We start from the raw sequence: 16,118 nt of genomic DNA, 5'->3' as shown, positions 1-16,118 counted from the left end.
TAACGTAAGTACAAGTAGATAGCCTATTTAGATTTATAGATCAAAATTGCTCTATCATCAAAGGTATAATTACCTTTTACGACTCCTTTTGTTGATGGGTTTTCAATGCGCAATGGGTCGTTTTTTAGTTCTTCTTTCAATTGATTTTCATAACTATCAACAGTTGCTTCTTTCGGATAAGTTTCATATCCATCTGAAGATAATTCAATCACTTTAGGAGTTTTATCAAACTTCCAAGTTTTTAATTCCGATTCAGGGATATTAAAACCATCAATTGCCCAATATTGGAAAGCTTTTGGAGCGTTTGGGTTGTTTTGAAATTCAGATTGTCTTTTCAGCAAAGGAAGAATATAAAAACGACCTAAATCATTTTCTTCTATTTGCTCAGGTGTTAATTTCAAATCTTTTAGAATTTTTACTCTCAAAGCACTATTTAATACATCAACATATTTAGCTTCATCATTGTAATTAACCCCATCAATTCTTGCCTTTGAGTCACCAATTGCAACAAGCTCATTGGTATCCAAGTTATACCAAATTAATGTTGCTGTTGGTCTAAACAATGGATTCTTTTCAAAATCCATGTCTGGATTCTTAGCATAAAATTCTTTGAATTTCTCATTAATTTTCTGCAAAATCGCTAATTTATCTGTATTAGGAGGAAGCGATTGGAAAACATCTTGAATGATATCTCTGCTAACTCGACCTCCTTTTTTGCCGTCATATTTCTTACCAGATTTATCAGTCGCTCCATCAAAAACGGCAAGATAGTGATCATTGAAAAATAATCCATCTTCACAAATTTGATTATTTTTCTCACCGGCCCCTCCTTTGCCTTGAATAAAGTAATCAATAGAACCACTTTTCACTGATGTCTGCACAAGCTTATCATAAGTCAGATCATCCTGAGCAAACACACCCAATGAAATAAAAGGTAATACTAATAATGCTTTTTTCATCATTTCCTCCTTAGTAAGGAATTCCTGTTATTTATTGAAATATACTTTTTTTAATGCCATCTCTAAACCTCGAAATTCAGCCAGACCTTTTAAACGTCCAATAGCGGAATACCCAGGATTTGTTTTCTTATGCAAATCATCCAACATCTGATGTCCATGATCTGGTCTCATAGGAATCAATCTAGTCTCACCATTATTTAAACGACGATACTCTTCAGTTAATAATGCTTTTACTACATTAAACATATCCACATCTCCTTGTAAATGAGAAGCCTCATGGAACGTTAATGGATTATCTTCTCTTTCTGTTGAGCGTAGATGAGCAAAGTAAATACGATCGGCAAATTGTTCTGTCATTTTAACTAAATCATTATCTGAACGAACACCATAAGACCCAGTACACATAGTAAAACCATTTGCTGGAAGCGGTTCTACTTCAACAAACCATTGCATATCCTCTATAGTAGATACGATACGAGGTAACCCTAATATTGGACGAGGAGGATCATCAGGATGAATAGCCAGTTTAACACCAACCTCTTGTGCAACCGGCACAATTTGATTTAAAAAATAGGCAAGATGAGAGCGGAATTTTTCTGGTGAAATATCTTTATAACGATCTAATTGTCCTTGGAACTCTTCCAAAGTATACCCTTCTTCTGCACCAGGAAGACCAGCAATAATATTATTAGTTAATTGCTTAATATCTGCTTCCGTCATCTTTTCATAATAACGTTTAGCTGCTTCCTGTTCTTCCTCTGTATAACTTAACTCTGCATTAGGACGTTTCAGAATATGCAATTCAAAGGCAGAAAAAGCTATATGATCAAAACGTAGAGCCTTAGAACCATCAGGCAATTCATAAGCTAAATCTGTACGTGTCCAATCTAAAACAGGCATAAAGTTATAACAAACTGTATCAATACCACATTTAGCTAAATTACGAAGAGTTTGTTTATAATTATCAATCCAAATCTGATAATTGCCAGTTTGTGTTTTTATTTCCTCATGTACTGGCACACTCTCAACTACAGACCAAACTAGCCCTGCTGTTTCAACTTCTGCTTTTCGTTTTTCAATTTCCTCAATACTCCAAACCTGCCCATTTGGAATATGATGCAATGCTGTTACAATACCTGTCGCACCTGCTTGTCTAATATCCGATAGAGATACCGGATCTTTGGGTCCATACCAACGCCATGCTTGTTCCATTTGAACCTCCTTCTTAATTTTAACGATCTACAACAATTGGACTCATATTAAATAGATAACCATAAAAATCAGGATCATCTACATCAGATAACTCAAAAAGTTTTTGTTTTACATTTTCTAAGTGTTGCCACATAGCTTTCTTTGCCATTGCGGGATCTTTACGTTGCAATGCCGTTATAATATTTTCATGATCTTGTAACCAAAGATGCCGATAACTCTGATTTGGAATATGTAAATGTAATCCTTGCCACATTTTGCTATTTATACGTAGCTCCCAGAGCGCCTTTTGCATATGTACAATTACTTCATTTTGCGTAATTTCAGCAATTGTTTGATGAAAATCTTCATCAGCCACATAATCTTCATCACCTTGATCTAAATTGGAACGTTCTCTAGCCAGAATTTCTTTTAAACGAACAATATCTGAACGAGTTGCTTGTAATGCAGCAAATTCAGCAATACTACTTTCCAATAATTGACGAGCTTGTAATAATTCAAAAGGTCCAACATCAACTTTATCAAGCACATCATCATTGCTTGCCTGTCTTTGAGGCAAAGCAATAACATATACGCCTGAGCCTTTTCTTACCTCAACTAGATTTTCTAATTCCAACATAATGATAGCTTCACGAATAACCGTTCTACTAACATCAAAATACTCTGCTAAATCTCGCTCTGCAGGTAATTTTTCACCAACTTTATATTGATTATTATTAAGTTGTTCTTTTAATTCATTTCCAATCTTTTTATAGGATCTTAATTCATCAAAGTTCATTACTCTTCTCTAATTAAATATTATTTAAATTTAGTTTAAAGCCATTATTCACCATGTTTCCATTAATAACAAAATCTCTTTCTTCTGAAATTGGAATCCTAAATTTAATCTCATTATATTTAGGCAAATAACCACCTGATTTAGTAATAGTTAATTCAATAGTACTATTGGTACATTTAAGGTCAATATTTAAAATTAGGCATTTACCTTTTTGATAATCAAATGTTTCACCATCATCATCAAAAATTGTAATACTTCTTTGACCATGGTTGATAAAAGGCATGATAAGCAACTCACGATAATCATCTATTAAAGTATTTTTATATCCCTTTTTAGTTAGAGGGATAATACTACCAGCTCTTACAAATAGAGGTATCCTTTCCAATGGAGCATCAGCTATTATCGTTTCGCCGCTATTAAACCATTGGTGAGAATAAAAGTCATACCAACCTGTTAAATTTTGTGGCAAATAAACTTCTCGTTTACGTTGATTTTCTTCAACCACAGAAGCCACCAATAAATCTTCACCAAACAAATAATCATCATTTTCAGCAAACGTATTAGGATCATTCTCGTGATCTAAGAAAGTTGGGCGTAACATAGGCTCATTTTCATTATGAGATTTCCAAAATGCATTATAAATATAAGGCATTAAACAATAACGTAATTGAATAGCATCACGAATAATATTCGTTACTTGAGGATACATCCAGGGTTCATTAACCGTTTTATCATCATTCCAAGAATGGATAGTAAATCGAGGATGCATTACACCATTTTGAACCCAACGAACAAAGAGTTCTGCATCAGGTTTATTACCCGAAAAGCCACCAACATCATGCCCTACATTGTGGAGAGCAGAAAGACTCATCCCTAATCCCATTTTGATATTATATTTTAGAGTATTCCAACTTGTTCGATTATCTCCAGACCAAGTTTGAACATAACGATTCATTCCTGGAGAACCCGAACGGGATATTAAATAAGGGCGTTTATTTGGAGCATGTTCTAGTTGTGCTTCATAGGAAGATTTCATCATTAACAATGGTTGCAATGGTCTCAACAATTTAATTGGCATTCCCCTACCAAAATAATGACATTTTGCATAGTTATCCCATACTTCAAATTCATTATTATCATTCCATGTAGAATCAATACCATTATCTAATAATTGTTTTTTTATATTTGACTTCCACCAATCGACAGTATCCATATTGGTAAAATCCAAATGTGATCCCTCATCATCCCAAAACATTGATCGTTCTGGCGCATTAGATTCAGAATCTTTGATAAATAAACCTAATTCTTCCACTTCTTCATAGCGTGGATGATCTTGTAATAAACAAGGTTTAATGTTGGCTGCTAATTTCATTCCTGCATCATGAAAATGCTTAGCCATTTCTAATGGTTGAGGAATTTTTTCTTTGTTCCAATTGAAAACATAGCGTTTTCCATTAATTGAAGTATAGCCTGATGAAAGTTGGAAAGAATCACATGGAATATCGTGCTTATCGCATAAATCCACAAATTTTTTTAACTGTTCTTGCGCATCTGGAGCATCGGTATAACTCATAGTCGATCCGCTATAACCTAAACTCCATTTTGGACCAAAAGCTGTACCCCCAGTTAATTGACAATATTTTTTGGTTACATCAATAATTTTTGGTCCAAGAATAACGTAATAGTCAAGATCTCCATCTTCTGCTTTATAAGAACGATAATAAGCATGGTAGTTATCAATTTCACTACCCAAGACAAACCAGCAAGGTGACAAATTATCATAATAAAGCCCATAACTGACATCTGAAGTATGAGTAATATAGAATGGAATATGTTTATATAGTGGATCTGTATACTCTGCGTTGTAGCCCATTGCATCTATATTACGCATTTCAAAACGACGACCATGTCTATTAAGGTTACCTGTTTTTTCACCTAAACCATAGTAATAGTGATCAACAGATCGGTTTATAAAATGAGAAATATCAGAATTAGATATACCCATTAAATATGCGCCTGTTTTTCTATCCATCATCAATGGCTTCCATTTTTCACCTTGTTTGAATTCCCATTCAAGATAAAGTGGCTGATGGACTGTTAAACGTAAAAGTGCGGTTGAAATTTCAAGTGTTTTTTCTGTTTGAATAAGCTGATAATTAGGCAAAGAGAACCCATCTAATGACCATTTATCTCGACCTTTCCATTCAACATCTTTTTTGTTTGGAGTTATAGCCCAAGTATGAGGAAGTTTAAATTCATTATTTCGTGTAAAGGCCACACGAATAATGTCATTTTCCAAAACAAAAATATGCAATATAAATCCATGATCACATGCCAAATCAATACGATTTTTTTCGTTTTTAATAAACTGCCATTGTTTTAATGTTTTCATCTTTGCCTTTCTCCGAATTAATAGCCTAACAGCATTTGTGGTAAAGCTAAGCTAAGTGATGGAATATAGGTTACTAATAATAAGGTTAAAATAAGAACAATATAAAATGGTAAAAGAGGCTTAATTACTTGATTAATTCTTACTCCACCAACAGAGCAACCGATAAATAATGCGCTACCAACAGGAGGGGTACAAATACCAATAGATAAGTTAAATGCCATCAAAATACCAAAATGAACAGGATCCATACCTAATTCAGTCACTATTGGTAAGAAAATTGGGGTAAAAATTAAAAGTGCTGGCGTCATATCCATAAACACACCAACAATTAATAAAATAATGTTGATAATTAAAAGTATGACTATAGGGTTATCTGAAATATCCAACAGAGCATCACTGATAGTGTAAGGAATATCCGCATTAGCCATTGCCCAAGACATCCCCATGGAAGTGCCTATTAAAAGTAAGACGATAGAAGTTGTTAATACAGATTCAAGAATAATTCCTGGTAACTCTTTAATTTTCACTTCACGGTAGAAGATTACAGCTAATACCAAGGTATACACTACTGCAAACGCTGAAGCTTCAGTTGCTGTAAATATACCACCAATAATCCCTCCCATAATCACAATAACCAAACCTAAACTTGGTAATGCATCTAAGGTTTTTTTAACGACTTCGGATTTTGTTGGCTTAGGAGATACTGGATAGTTTCTTTTTTTCGCAATAAACCCAATAATTACCATTATGGAAAGTCCCATTAAAATTCCTGGAATGTATCCAGCTAAGAATAATGCACCAATAGACGTTCCACCTGAAATTAAAGAATACACAATAAAAGTATTACTTGGTGGAATAAGTAGACCTGTAGGACAAGATGCAATATTTACTGCTGCAGAGAAAGCTGGATCATACCCTTCTTTTTTTTGAAGAGGTGACATTATTCCACCCATTGCAGCTCCCGCTGCAACTGCAGATCCCGAAATAGAGCCAAACATCATATTAGCTAACACGTTAACGTGAGCGAGTGAGCCTGGTAAACGACCTCCAAGTACTTTAGCAAATTCAATAAGTCGAATAGCAATACCTCCACGATTCATAATATTCCCTGCCAAAATAAAGAATGGAATAGCTAATAATGAGAAACTATCTAAACCTGATGCCATCTTTTGAGAAATTACTGCAATAGCAGAATCAAAAGGAATGGAAAGAGAAATCGTTAATAATGATGCCAATCCAATAGAAAATGAAATTGGTACACCAATAAATAGTAAAATAAAGAAACTAGAACATAGAACAATAACACTTGACCAATCCATTTTATTCACCTTTAACCATAATTTGAGATTGATTACTTGTGATGGTCTTGAGATTTTCATAAACATCACGTATTAAATAAATCAGCATAAAAAAGCCACTTAAAGGAATTGCAAAATAGATCAGCCCCATTTGGATACCAAGAACAGGCGAAAGCTGGCCATTGCTAAAAGTATCAAGTACTAAATTTATTCCACCATAGCACATAATAATTGCAGAGAAAGCAATACTAATAAGATTAATCACGAGAAATAAACGACTTTGATTAATTGGTGAGTTTTCTAATTTAATAGCGAGAAGATCGATAGCTAAATGCTTCTTTTTACCTAAAGCATAGGCTGCACCAACAAGACCAACCCAAATAAATAAAAATCGGGCAATTTCATCAGTATAAGTACTTGGTGCATTAAGAATATAGCGAGACATAACTTGCCATACAACACAACATACTAGGAATGAACTTAATACAACACATAATGTAGAAAGTATTTTGTCCATTATTAAGATGAATCTATTCATCGTACTAGCCTCCTATAGAGTTTTTATTATAAAATGGTTTACCAATTATCTTTAACTTTTCTTTTTTTGCAAATTTTTTTTATTAAATTCGTGATCTGGATCACCAATTTAAAAAAATTGGATTGACCACTTTTAAAATATTTGCAATATTACAAAATAACGACATCAAATGCTGTTGGTCGCTAACATTATTATTTATAAAATTCTTAATATATGTATGGAGATTTTTATGCGTACTAAGAAAAACCTACTTGCTTTTGCTTTAACTATTGCTCTTTCTGCAGGTGTATCGCTTTCAGCATCAGCGAAAACAACATTGAAATTAAGTCACAATAATGACAAAACCCACCCTGTTCATATTTCGATGCAATATATGGCTGATGAAGTTAAAAAATTAACAAATGGTGAAGTAATAATCCGCATTTATCCTAATAGTCAATTAGGAACCCAGCGAGAATCAATGGAATTACTCCAAGCTGGATCCTTAGATATGGCTAAATCAAATGCTAGTGAATTAGAAGCATTTGAACCATCCTACGGTGCATTCAATATTCCATATTTATTCCACGATGTAGATCATTATTACAAAGTATTAACAGACAAAGATATCGGACAAAAAATTCTTGATGCCTCTAAAGATAAAGGTTTTATCGGTTTAACTTACTATGATGGCGGCGCTCGTAGTTTTTATGCGGCTAAACCAATTAAATCTCCTGAAGATTTAAAAGGTATGAAAATTCGTGTTCAGCCAAGTCCAACGGCTGTTGAAATGATTAAATTAATGGGAGCATCTCCAACTCCTTTAGCTTATGGAGAACTCTACACTGCCTTACAACAGAAAGTAGTAGATGGGGCTGAAAATAATCAAACAGCACTAACTCTAGCTCGTCATGGTGAAGTGGCTAAATTCTATAGTGAAGATGAACACACTATGATTCCAGATGTATTAGTTATCGGTCAAAAATCTTGGGATAAACTTACTCCAGAACAGCAAAAAGCACTAAAAAAAGCCGCTGACGATTCAATGATGTATCATAAAGATTTATGGCAAAAAATGATTGCTGAAACCACACAAGAGGCAAAAGATAAACTAGGTGTTGAATTTGTGAAAGTAGATAAAACTCCGTTTATTGAAGCAACAAAGTCAATGCATGATGTAGCGAAACAAAATCCTGTTCTTAAAGACTATATTGAAAAAATTGATTCATTAGCAACAAAATAATATTAGCGGAAAAGGATACGGAATTCCGTATCCTTTTTCTATTTAAGAGGGTTTTATGAAAAAAATTGCACTCATTGGTGAATGCATGATTGAACTAAATGGTAAACCATTTGGGAATATGTGGCAAAGCTATGGTGGGGATACTTTAAATACAGCGACATACTTATCTCGTATAAGTAAAAAAGAAGACGTTTCTATTCATTATGTTTCAGCTTTAGGTACTGACAAATTAAGCTATGAAATGTTAACCCATTGGCAAAATGATGGAATAAATACAGATTGTGTTTTACTTGATTCAAAACATCAACCAGGCTTGTATTTGATTCAACTTGATGAAAAGGGGGAAAGAACATTCCTATATTGGAGAAATGATTCTGCTGCTCGGTATCTTCTCTCAAATTCTAATTTTTCTGATATTGTTAATCAATTAAAAAAAATGGATATGATCTACTTAAGTGGTATTTCTCTTGCTATTTTACCTAAAAATGACCGCACTTTATTGATTAAAATTTTAGAAAACCTACACCAAAAAGGAATTGAAATTGTCTTTGATAGTAACTTTCGTCCTAAACTTTGGGAAAATTTACAAGAAGCACAAGAATATTATAGACAACTATTACCTTTAGTTGATTTAGCTCTAGTTACATTAGATGATGAAAAAGCTCTATGGAATGACACAAACGAAGAAGAAACATTACACCGTTTAAAACAAATTGGCATTCCAAAAGTGATTTTAAAGTGCGGTCAAAATGGAGCTATTTTTTATGATAAAGATCAAAGAAAAACAGCTCAAGTTGCAACTCAAATTATTAATAATGTAATAGATACAACTTCTGCTGGCGACTCGTTTAATGCAGGTTTTTTACAAGGCTATTTAACAGGTAAATCATTAGAAATTTGTTGCCAACAAGGTAATAAACTTGCCGGAATAGTGATTCAACATAAAGGGGCAATTATTGATAAAACAGCCACTTCTTATCTTAAATCTGAATTTAATTAATGGAGGAATTTGTTATGAATATTGCAGCAAAACATAACTTAGAAAACAAACTTATTGTTATTACTGGTGCTGGTGGTGTACTTTGTGCATTCCTGGCAAAACAACTTGCAAAAACTAAAGCAAAAATAGCTTTATTAGATATAAATCTTGATGCAGCAAATATTGTTGCAGAAGAAATTAATCAGTCTGGCGGTATAGCAAAAGCCTATAAAGCTAACGTGTTAGAATTAGAAAATATTCAATCTGTTAGAAATCAAATATCTAAAGATTTTGGTACTTGTGATATTTTAATTAATGGTGCAGGTGGGAATAATCCAAAAGCAACAACTGATAATGAATTCCATCAATTTGACTTAAATGAAACAACCAAAACTTTCTTTGATTTAGATAAATCAGGTATTGAATTTGTTTTCAACCTTAACTATTTAGGTACCTTATTACCAACACAGGTCTTTGCTAAAGATATGCTTGGAAAACCAGGTGCAAATATCGTTAATATTTCTAGCATGAATGCTTTCACTCCATTAACAAAAATACCTGCTTATTCTGGTGCAAAAGCAGCTATCAGTAACTTTACGCAATGGCTGGCTGTTTACTTTTCTAAAGTTGGAATTCGATGTAATGCTATTGCTCCAGGTTTTTTGGTAAGTAATCAAAATCGTACATTACTTTTTGATGCTCAAGGTAATCCTACAGCTCGTGCTAATAAAATTTTAACTAATACACCTATGGGCCGTTTTGGTGAACCAGAAGAGCTATTAGGTGCATTACTTTTCTTAATAGATGAAGAGTATGCTAGCTTTGTGAATGGGGTGATTTTACCTGTTGATGGTGGTTTTTCTGCATACAGTGGAGTATAAGGAGACTTAATATGAAACTATTTATGGATGAAGATTTTTTGCTTTCAACTGATACAGCGAGAACACTCTATCATGACTATGCAAAAGCACAGCCTATTTTTGATTATCACTGTCATTTAAATCCAAAAGAAATAGCAGAAAACCGTCAATTTAAAGATTTAGCAGAAATTTGGTTAGAAGGTGATCATTATAAATGGCGAGCCTTACGTACGGCTGGTGTATCTGAAGATCTTATTACAGGTAAAACTGATAATTATCAAAAATATCTAGCTTGGGCAAAAACTGTTCCACTTTGTATTGGTAACCCTATTTATCACTGGACACATTTAGAATTACGTCGCCCATTTGGTATTAAAGATACATTATTTAATCCACAAAATGCGGAAAAAATTTGGAACAGATGCAATGAATTATTGCAGCAACCCGAATTTTCAGCACGTGGAATTATGCAACAAATGAATGTTAAATTAGTCGGAACAACAGACGATCCTATTGATGATTTACGCTATCATAAATCAATTCAAGCAGACAATTCATTTGATATTGATGTTGTCCCTAGTTGGCGACCTGATAAAGTATTAAAAATTGAATTACCTCAATTTAACGATTATATAAAACAACTAAGTGAAGTTTCTGATGTAGAAATTTATACATTTTCAGACTTACAAAAAGCATTATCAAAACGTCTTGAGTATTTTGACTTACATGGTTGTAAATCATCTGACCATGGGATGGAAATTGTTCGTTTTGCACCTATACCCGATGAAACTACATTAACTCAAATTTTGCAAAAACGTCTTCAAAATAAACAAATATTAGAACATGAAATAGCTCAATTTAGCACTGCAATTTTAGTTTGGTTGGCAGGTGAATATTGTAAACGTAAATGGGTGATGCAAATGCATATTGGTGCTATCCGTAATAATAACAGCAGAATGTTTTCTTTATTAGGTGCTGATAGTGGATTTGATTCTATTGGTGACCGAACTTATGCAGAACAGTTATCTCACTTGCTAGATGAAATGGATAAAACTAATCAACTTCCAAAAACCATTTTATATTGCTTAAATCCTCGTGATAATGAAATGATTGCTAGCATGATTGGTAATTTCCAAACAGGTGGCATTTCAGGAAAAATTCAATTTGGATCAGGTTGGTGGTTTAATGATCAAAAAGATGGTATGCAACGTCAGCTGCAACAACTATCTCAATTAAGTTTATTAAGTCAATTTGTTGGAATGCTTACTGATTCCCGTAGTTTTCTATCTTACACTCGTCATGAGTATTTTCGTAGAATTCTCTGTGAAATGATTGGTGAATGGGTAGAAAAAGGTGAAGTTCCAAATGACCTTAATTTATTAGGAAAAATGATTGAGAATATCTGCTTTAATAATGCAAAACATTACTTTAAATAGGAAAGTATCATGTCATTAACATTAAATGAAATTGAATCAAAACTTCGTAAGTTTAAGATTGTACCAGTTATAGCTCTAGATAACGAAAAAGACATTTTACCACTTGCAGACACATTAGCTGAAAATGGTTTACCTATAGCTGAAATTACTTTCAGATCCTCTTTTGCTGCAGAAGCTATTAAATTATTACGTCAAGAACGTCCAGATTTTCTCATTGCAGCTGGTACAGTTTTAACATCAGAACAAGTTTTTCAAGCAAAAAATGCAGGTGCTGATTTTGTTGTAACTCCAGGATTTAATAAAAAAATTGTAAAATTGTGCCAAGATTTAAATTTACCAATCACTCCTGGTATAAATAATCCAATGTCTATTGAAGCAGCTTTAGAACTAGGTATTGATACTGTAAAATTTTTCCCAGCTGAAGCTTCTGGTGGTATAAAAATGATCAAAGCATTATTAGGACCTTACAGCCAGCTAAAAATAATGCCTACAGGAGGAATTGATTTACAAAATATTAAAGATTATCTTGCAATTCCAAATGTATTGGCTTGTGGAGGTTCTTGGTTTGTTGATAAAAAACTAATTAATACAAAAAATTGGCAAGAAATAGGACGTTTAACAGAAGAAGTTATAAAACTGATCAAATAGAACAAAAACTTTTGTTATTTTTTGCTATCAGTGGCTTTTTGTTCCAACAATTCATACAATAACCAGTTAAAATTAGAATATTAAACTTCTAATAATTTATATCTATATTTATTCCTGGATAACGTGATGAATTTACAAGATAATTTCGAGCAGCATACGCCGATGATGCAGCAATATCTCAAGTTAAAAGCAGAAAATCCTGACATTTTGTTATTTTATCGAATGGGGGATTTTTATGAGCTTTTTTATGATGATGCAAAAAAAGCGGCGGCGTTGTTAGATATTTCTTTAACTAAACGTGGACAATCAGCAGGTAATCCCATTCCCATGGCTGGCGTGCCTTATCATGCGGTAGAAGGCTATTTAGCAAAATTAGTGCAATTAGGTGAACCTGTAGCCATTTGTGAGCAAGTGGGTGATCCCGCCACATCAAAAGGGCCGGTTGAACGAAAAATTGTACGAATTGTGACACCAGGTACGGTAAGTGATGAAGCGCTTTTACCAGAACGCCAAGATAACTTAATTGTGGCGGTTTATCAGGAAAAAGAAAAATTCGGTCTAGCCACATTAGACATGACATCTGGACGCTTCCAGCTTTGTGAACCTCATTCAAAAGAAGCCTTGCAAGCTGAATTACAGCGTATTAATCCTGTAGAATTACTTTATTGTGAAGATTTTGCTGAAATGGCCATTATCGAACCTTATAAAGGCCTACGCCGTCGTCCAATTTGGGAATTTGAACTTAGTACCGCGATTTCAGAACTTAATCGTCAATTTGGTACGAAAGATTTACGTGCATTTGGTGTAGAAAAATCACCTCTTGGCTTGGCAGCAGCAGGCTGTTTATTGCAATATGCAAAAGAAACACAACGTGCTTCTCTTCCACATATTCAAAGCATTAGTGTTATTCAAAATAACGATAATATTCAATTAGATGCTGCAACACGCCGAAATTTAGAACTCACTCAAAATCTTGCGGGTGGCACAGAAAACACGCTGGCTTCGGTATTAGATAAATGTGTTACACCAATGGGTAGTCGTTTGTTAAAACGTTGGATTCATCAACCTATCCGTCAAACAGACATTCTATTAAAACGCCAAAAAACTATTGGTGAAATTATTGAGCAAGATTTGTATCACGAATTGCAGCCTTATTTGCAACAAGTGGGGGATATGGAACGTATTCTTGCTCGTATAGCACTGCGTTCCGCACGTCCTAGAGATCTCACGCGTTTACGTACTGCATTAGAACAAATTGAACCGATAAAATCTCTGATTCATACAAAAACATCGTCAAATTTGACCGCACTTTCTGTACAAATTGATGATTTTTCAGCGCAAATCGAGCTACTTCAAAAAGCAATTATTGAAACCCCTCCGTTATTAATTCGCGATGGTGGCGTTATTGCTGAAGGCTATAATGCCGAATTAGATGAATGGCGAACCCTTTCCGCTGGCGCAACGCAATATTTAGAAAATTTAGAACAACGCGAACGAGAAAGCACAGGCATTGATACCTTAAAAATTGGCTTTAATGCGGTGCATGGTTATTACATTCAAATCAGCCAAGGGCAAGCTCATAAAGCACCGATTCATTATGTTCGTCGTCAAACCTTAAAAAATGCCGAACGCTACATTATTCCTGAATTAAAAGAATATGAAGACAAGGTTTTAAAATCAAAAGGCGCGGCGCTTGCTTTAGAAAAGCAACTTTATGATGAATTATTTGATTTATTGTTGCCACATTTAGGTCAATTACAGTTAGCCAGCTTAGCATTGTCTGAATTAGATGTGTTAGTTAACCTCGCAGAACGAGCAGAAACCTTAAATTATGTTGCTCCACAATTTAGTGATGAAATTGGTGTAAAGATTGAAAATGGTCGTCATCCTGTAGTGGAACAAGTCTTAAAAGACCCCTTTATTGCTAACCCTGTGAATCTCAATCAGCAACGTCATTTGCTGATTATTACTGGCCCAAATATGGGTGGTAAAAGTACCTATATGCGCCAAACAGCTTTAATTACGTTAATGGCCTATATAGGCAGTTTTGTGCCGGCTGATAGTGCGGTTATTGGGCAAATTGATCGTATTTTTACTCGAATTGGAGCCTCTGATGATTTAGCATCCGGTCGTTCTACATTTATGGTAGAAATGACCGAAATGGCGAACATTCTCCATCAAGCCACTTCACAAAGTTTGGTTCTGATTGATGAAATTGGACGAGGGACGTCTACTTATGATGGGCTTTCTTTAGCTTGGGCTTGTGCCGAATGGTTAGCGAAGAAAACCCGTTCTCTTACGTTATTTGCGACCCATTATTTTGAACTCACGGCACTACCAGAAAAAATTGAAGGTATTGCGAATATTCATTTAGATGCATTAGAACATAACAATACCATCGCCTTTATGCATGCGGTTCAAGACGGTGCAGCAAGTAAAAGTTATGGTCTTGCTGTTGCAGCGCTGGCTGGTGTGCCTCAATCTGTGATTAAACTGGCGAAGCAAAAATTACATCAGTTAGAAAAATTGTCAGCACAAAATGGTGATCAACAAATTCAACATTTGAGAGCATTAAATCAATATCAAGGTGAATTGGCTTTTGAAGCAGAGTCAGATGCTTTACGTGAAGCCATTGAGCAGCTTGATCCAGATGAATTAAGTCCAAAACAAGCCTTAGCTTATCTGTATCAATTGAAGAAAATGCTGTAAGAAATAAAAAAGAGCGGTCAAAAAATTCATTGTTTTTTATGACCGCTCTTTTATTTTTACTAATTTCTTAAAATCTCATAGATTTCAGAATCTTTTCTATCAAGATAATGGATGGATTGGATTTTACGAATGGTGCGTGATTTACCACGGATTAATAAGGTTTCTGTAGTTGCTAAGTTACCACGACGAGAAATTCCTTTGAGTAATTCACCGTGCGTAATTCCCGTTGCAGCAAAAACAAGATTATCATCACGTACTAAATCTTCTAATTTTAAGATTTCATTGACCTTCACACCTAAGGCTTCACAACGTTGAACTTCTTCAGCGGCAATTTTATGGTTTTCTTCTGTATCGCCTTTCACTTCATTACGTGGAATAAGGCGAGCTTGCATATCTCCACCTAATGCACGAATTGCAGCGGCAGCTGCCACACCTTCAGGTGCACCGCCAATGCCATAAACCATATCCACTTCAGCATCCGGTAAACAACATAAAACCGAAGCAGCAACATCACCATCTGGAATGGCCATCACGCGAATACCTAGATTATGCATTTGCTTAATCACTTCATCATGGCGTGGTTTAGCGAGTACCATCACCGTTAAATCCGATAAGGATTTACCTAAACGAGAAGCTACACGGCGCAGGTTTTGCTCAATCGGTAAACTTAAATCAATCATGCCTTTTACTTCAGGACCGACAACCAATTTTTCCATATACATATCAGGCGCTTTTAAAAAAGTACGTTTACCACCAGCCGCCAATACCGAAATCGCATTTGATTGTCCCATTGCTGTCATTCGTGTGCCATCAATCGGATCAACCGCAATAGAAACGAGTTCACCATTACCTGATCCCACTTTTTCGCCAATATAAAGCATTGGGGCTTCATCAATTTCCCCTTCACCAATCACAATTTCACCGTCCATATGGATTAAATTCAGCATATAACGCATGGCTTTGACTGCCGCCTCATCTGCCGCATTTTTATTACCACGTCCAAGCCAAGTATAAGCCGCTAATGCAGCTGCTTCGGTTACTCTTGAAAATTCAATAGCTAATGCACGATTCATTTTTCTCTCCCAATGCA

General features: G+C 34.6%; 13 protein-coding genes. 6 read left to right on the top strand and 7 right to left on the bottom strand.

Translation table 11 applies throughout. The annotated features are described in order from the left end of the window. Nucleotides 1-23 precede the first annotated feature (23 nt). From QQS40_RS03100 to QQS40_RS03075, 6 genes are read right to left on the bottom strand one after another with little or no spacing between them, the layout of a single operon-like run. A complete protein-coding gene (locus QQS40_RS03100) occupies nt 24-959 on the bottom strand; it encodes a hypothetical protein (RefSeq protein ID WP_178162574.1) in 936 nt (311 codons plus the stop codon). Between the two features lie 27 nt (nt 960-986). Then, nucleotides 987-2,171, bottom strand: coding sequence for a mannonate dehydratase (gene uxuA / locus QQS40_RS03095; protein WP_178162404.1), 1,185 nt, complete (start codon nt 2,169-2,171; stop codon nt 987-989). A gap of 19 nt (nt 2,172-2,190) precedes the next feature. Next, the gene (locus QQS40_RS03090; protein WP_329506044.1) at nt 2,191-2,946 is read right to left on the bottom strand and encodes an FCD domain-containing protein; all 756 of its coding nucleotides are present in this window, start codon (nt 2,944-2,946) and stop codon (nt 2,191-2,193) included. A 13-nt stretch (nt 2,947-2,959) separates the two neighbouring features. After that, a complete protein-coding gene (locus QQS40_RS03085; RefSeq protein WP_178162408.1) occupies nt 2,960-5,338 on the bottom strand; it encodes a glycoside hydrolase family 31 protein in 2,379 nt (792 codons plus the stop codon). Nucleotides 5,339-5,355: 17 nt separating this feature from the next. Further along, on the bottom strand, nt 5,356-6,657 hold the full coding sequence (locus tag QQS40_RS03080) for a TRAP transporter large permease (RefSeq protein ID WP_178162410.1): 1,302 nt from the start codon (nt 6,655-6,657) through the stop codon (nt 5,356-5,358). 1 nt (nt 6,658) lies between these two features. Next, nucleotides 6,659-7,174: a TRAP transporter small permease gene (locus QQS40_RS03075; protein WP_178162412.1), complete on the bottom strand. Its 516-nt coding sequence runs from the start codon at nt 7,172-7,174 to the stop codon at nt 6,659-6,661. A gap of 229 nt (nt 7,175-7,403) precedes the next feature. On the opposite strand from QQS40_RS03075, the gene QQS40_RS03070 reads away from it, so the two are divergent. The 6 genes from QQS40_RS03070 (at nt 7,404) to mutS (ending at nt 15,028) form a co-directional block, all read left to right on the top strand. Then, entirely contained in the window at nt 7,404-8,396 is a 993-nt protein-coding gene (locus tag QQS40_RS03070; protein ID WP_178162413.1) for a TRAP transporter substrate-binding protein, read from the top strand. A 55-nt stretch (nt 8,397-8,451) separates the two neighbouring features. Next, a complete protein-coding gene (locus QQS40_RS03065) occupies nt 8,452-9,396 on the top strand; it encodes a sugar kinase (protein WP_178162415.1) in 945 nt (314 codons plus the stop codon). 14 nt (nt 9,397-9,410) lie between these two features. Beyond that, nucleotides 9,411-10,256 carry an SDR family oxidoreductase gene (locus tag QQS40_RS03060; protein ID WP_178162417.1) on the top strand — a complete coding sequence of 282 codons (846 nt, stop codon included), beginning with the start codon at nt 9,411-9,413 and terminating at the stop codon, nt 10,254-10,256. An 11-nt stretch (nt 10,257-10,267) separates the two neighbouring features. Continuing rightward, a complete protein-coding gene (gene uxaC / locus QQS40_RS03055; protein ID WP_178162419.1) occupies nt 10,268-11,671 on the top strand; it encodes a glucuronate isomerase in 1,404 nt (467 codons plus the stop codon). 9 nt (nt 11,672-11,680) lie between these two features. After that, on the top strand, nt 11,681-12,319 hold the full coding sequence (locus tag QQS40_RS03050) for a bifunctional 4-hydroxy-2-oxoglutarate aldolase/2-dehydro-3-deoxy-phosphogluconate aldolase (protein ID WP_289902363.1): 639 nt from the start codon (nt 11,681-11,683) through the stop codon (nt 12,317-12,319). Nucleotides 12,320-12,445: 126 nt separating this feature from the next. Next, on the top strand, nt 12,446-15,028 hold the full coding sequence (gene mutS / locus QQS40_RS03045) for a DNA mismatch repair protein MutS (protein WP_289902362.1): 2,583 nt from the start codon (nt 12,446-12,448) through the stop codon (nt 15,026-15,028). Between the two features lie 59 nt (nt 15,029-15,087). Here the strand turns inward: mutS and glpX are convergent, their stop codons facing one another. Further along, complete coding sequence (gene glpX, locus QQS40_RS03040) at nt 15,088-16,101, bottom strand: class II fructose-bisphosphatase (protein ID WP_289902361.1); 1,014 nt, start codon at nt 16,099-16,101, stop codon at nt 15,088-15,090. Nucleotides 16,102-16,118: the final 17 nt, after the last annotated feature.

Origin of the sequence: Haemophilus parainfluenzae, from assembly GCF_036288925.1 — a bacterium.
GTDB lineage: Bacteria > Pseudomonadota > Gammaproteobacteria > Enterobacterales > Pasteurellaceae > Haemophilus_D.
The sequence above is the reverse complement of the archived record's forward strand: the minus strand, read 5'-3'. Positions and strand labels throughout refer to the sequence as shown.

Excerpts from the sequence above, each read along its gene's own strand:
- QQS40_RS03100 (WP_178162574.1), bottom strand. The coding sequence starts at position 959 with ATGAAAAAAGCATTATTAGTATTACCTTTTATTTCATTGGGTGTGTTT.
- uxuA (WP_178162404.1), bottom strand. The coding sequence starts at position 2,171 with ATGGAACAAGCATGGCGTTGGTATGGACCCAAAGATCCGGTATCTCTA.
- QQS40_RS03090 (WP_329506044.1), bottom strand. The coding sequence starts at position 2,946 with ATGAACTTTGATGAATTAAGATCCTATAAAAAGATTGGAAATGAATTA.
- QQS40_RS03085 (WP_178162408.1), bottom strand. The coding sequence starts at position 5,338 with ATGAAAACATTAAAACAATGGCAGTTTATTAAAAACGAAAAAAATCGT.
- QQS40_RS03080 (WP_178162410.1), bottom strand. The coding sequence starts at position 6,657 with ATGGATTGGTCAAGTGTTATTGTTCTATGTTCTAGTTTCTTTATTTTA.
- QQS40_RS03075 (WP_178162412.1), bottom strand. The coding sequence starts at position 7,174 with ATGAATAGATTCATCTTAATAATGGACAAAATACTTTCTACATTATGT.
- QQS40_RS03070 (WP_178162413.1), top strand. The coding sequence starts at position 7,404 with ATGCGTACTAAGAAAAACCTACTTGCTTTTGCTTTAACTATTGCTCTT.
- QQS40_RS03065 (WP_178162415.1), top strand. The coding sequence starts at position 8,452 with ATGAAAAAAATTGCACTCATTGGTGAATGCATGATTGAACTAAATGGT.
- QQS40_RS03060 (WP_178162417.1), top strand. The coding sequence starts at position 9,411 with ATGAATATTGCAGCAAAACATAACTTAGAAAACAAACTTATTGTTATT.
- uxaC (WP_178162419.1), top strand. The coding sequence starts at position 10,268 with ATGAAACTATTTATGGATGAAGATTTTTTGCTTTCAACTGATACAGCG.
- QQS40_RS03050 (WP_289902363.1), top strand. The coding sequence starts at position 11,681 with ATGTCATTAACATTAAATGAAATTGAATCAAAACTTCGTAAGTTTAAG.
- mutS (WP_289902362.1), top strand. The coding sequence starts at position 12,446 with ATGAATTTACAAGATAATTTCGAGCAGCATACGCCGATGATGCAGCAA.
- glpX (WP_289902361.1), bottom strand. The coding sequence starts at position 16,101 with ATGAATCGTGCATTAGCTATTGAATTTTCAAGAGTAACCGAAGCAGCT.